The organism is Microbacterium sp. NPDC003461, from assembly GCF_053588335.1.
The window spans coordinates 1-2,196 of record NZ_JBSFPT010000058.1 but is presented as its reverse complement, the minus strand read 5'-3'; the positions used below and the strand labels follow the sequence as shown (position 1 = coordinate 2,196).

The following is a 2,196-nucleotide window of genomic DNA, read 5'->3' as shown; positions in this document are numbered from 1 at the left end:
TGAGCTCGTCAGGGAGCTGGCACTCGGCGAGCGCCGACACCGGCACTCGCCGGAAGAGGTCGAGGTCGAGCTGGCGCAGTTCGTTGCTCGAGCGCCCGGAACGCCCGCGTCGCCCGCCGCCGCGACGGGCGCCGCACCCGAGACGGGCGACGACGACCCTCTCGAGCCTCCATCCGGGCCCGAGGAGGAGGCGCCGGGCGGCGCGGGCGGAACGGAGCCGGGCGCGGAGGATCCGGTCGCCGCGGCCGAGCGGCTCCTCGACGGTCTCGCGGTCTGCCGCGCCGCCGAGGACGACGCGTGCGCCGCGGTCCGCGCGCCCGGCTCCGCTCCGCTTGAGCTGGCGGACGGGGCGGCGGCATCGCTGCCGGCCGACGAGCGCCGCGTCGTGCTGCTCGACGACTTCGGCGATCTGGCGGTGCTGCGGGTCGAGTCGCCGGAGGGCTCCGCCGCGCCTCAGTCCCTCGTGATCGAGCGGGCATCGACCGACGAGCGCTGGATCGTGCGCGACGTGCACGACGGCGCATCCGCGCCCGGAACGACCGAGGGGGACGGATGACGCGTGGTCACCCGTCCCCCTCGGGGAGCGCTCGGATCAGATGCCGAGGTCGCCCGCGAAGTCCGCCGCCTCGAGACGCGCCTTCACGGCCGACAGGTAGCGCGCCGCGTCGGCGCCGTCGATCGTGCGGTGGTCGTACGAGAGCGCGAGGTAGACGTACGAGCGGATGCCGATCGCCTCGACGCCGCCGTCGGTCTTCACCACGCCGGGACGCTTGAAGACGATGCCCGTGCCGAGGATCGCCGACTGGGGCAGGAACACGACGGGCGTGTCGAACAGCGCGCCGCGCGAACCGGTGTTGGTCAGCGTGAACGTGCCGCCGGCGAGCTCGTCGGGCTTCAGCTTGTTGTCGCGCGTGCGCGCGGCCAGGTCGGCGATCTCGTGCGCCAGCTGGGCGAGGTTCTTCGTGCTCGCGTCGCGGACGACCGGCGTGAGCAGGCCGCGCTCGGTGTCGACGGCGATCGAGAGGTTCTCGGACGGCGGGTACACGATGTTCTCGCCGTCGAGCGTCGAGTTGATGATCGGGTACGCGCGCAGCGCCTCGGCCGCGGCGAGGGCGAAGAACGGCAGGAACGACAGCTTGTCGCCCGTCTTCGCCTGGAAGTCGCCCTTCACCTGGTCGCGGAACGCCGAGAGCTTCGTCACGTCGACCTCGACGACCGTCGTGAGCTGAGCGGTCGACGTCATCGACTCGACGGCGCGCTTGGCGAGCACCTTGCGCAGGCGCGACATCGGCTGCGTGGTGCCGCGCAGCGGCGAGTCCTCGAGCTTCTCGGCGGGGGCCGCGGCGGGAGCCGCCGGGGTCGCGGCGGCGGCCGGGGCCGCCTTCGCCGACTCGGCGGCCTTGAGGACGTCCTCCTTGCGGATGCGGCCTCCCACGCCCGTGCCCTTCACCGTGGCGAGGTCGACGCCCTGCTGGGCGGCGAGCCGGCGCACGAGCGGGGTCACGTAGACCTTCTCGTCGTCGGTCGGCAGCGTGAGCTTCGGGGCGGCCGGCTCGGCCGCCTTCGGCTGCTCCGCCGCGGCGGGAGCGGCCTGCTGCGGCTGCGCCGGCTGGCTCGGCGCGGCGGGCGCCTCGGCCGGGGCCTGGGCAGGTGCCGCGGGGGCGGGCTGCTCGGCCGGGGCCTCAGCCTGCTCGGCCTGTGCGGGCGCCGCGGGTGCCTCGGCGGGCTTCTCGGCCGGGGCGGCGGCGCCGGAGCCGACGCGGGCCAGGACGGCGCCGACCTCGACGGTCTCGTCCTCGGCGGCGAGGATCTCGGTGATCGTGCCGGCGACGGGCGAGGGGACCTCGGTGTCGACCTTGTCGGTGGAGATCTCGAGCAGCGGCTCGTCGACCTCGATGGTGTCGCCGACCTGCTTGAGCCAGCGGGTGACGGTGCCCTCGGTCACCGACTCGCCCAGCTCGGGCAGCACGATGTCGGTCGCGTCACCCGACGCGGCCGGAGCCGGAGCGGCCTCGGCCGGAGCCTCGGCCTGGGCGGGCTGCGCCTGCTCGGCGGGGGCCGGGGCCTCAGCCTGCTCGGCCTGCGCGGGCGCGGCGGGTGCCTCGGCCGGGGCGGCGGCGCCGGAGCCGACGCGGGCCAGGACGGCGCCGACCTCGACGGTCTCGTCCTCGGCGGCGAGGATCTCGGTGATCGTGC

1 protein-coding gene and 1 pseudogene are annotated in these 2,196 nt (G+C 75.5%); one reads left to right on the top strand and one right to left on the bottom strand.

The genetic code is table 11. The annotated features are described in order from the left end of the window. Positions 1-556: pseudogene (locus ACWDR7_RS13035) on the top strand (hypothetical protein); the annotation flags it as partial. Between the two features lie 36 nt (positions 557-592). Here ACWDR7_RS13035 and sucB read toward each other — a convergent pair. After that, positions 593-2,196: 2-oxoglutarate dehydrogenase, E2 component, dihydrolipoamide succinyltransferase (gene sucB, locus ACWDR7_RS13030; protein ID WP_449855318.1), on the bottom strand; the 1,604-nt coding region annotated here is incomplete at its 5' end.